General features: G+C 72.7%; 1 protein-coding gene. It reads right to left on the bottom strand.

Annotated features, from left to right (window positions below; translation table 11 throughout):
• Positions 1-293: hypothetical protein (locus AC0T5L_RS27195; protein ID WP_476168347.1), on the bottom strand; the 293-nt coding region annotated here is incomplete at both ends.

Here is a 293-nt window from a genome sequence, read left to right as displayed (position 1 = left end):
CTGCTGGCCGTAGGCGTCCGCACCGTACTGGCCGTAGGCCTGCTGGGCACCCGTGCCGTACTGCTGGGCGTACTGCTGCTGGGCGGCGTCGCCGGCGTACTGCTGACCGTAGGCCTGCTGCTGGCCGGAGGCGTCATAGCCCTGCTGGCCGTAGGCCTGCTGCTGGGCGGCGTCGCCGCCGTACTGGCCGTAGGCCTGCTGGGCACCCGTGCCGTACTGCTGGGCGGCGTCGCCGGCGTACTGCTGACCGTAGGCCTGCTGCTGGCCGGAGGCGTCATAGCCCTGCTGGCCGT

This window comes from Nocardiopsis sp. TRM 82005, assembly GCF_056312425.1.
This window is presented reverse-complemented; position numbering and strand designations above follow the sequence as displayed.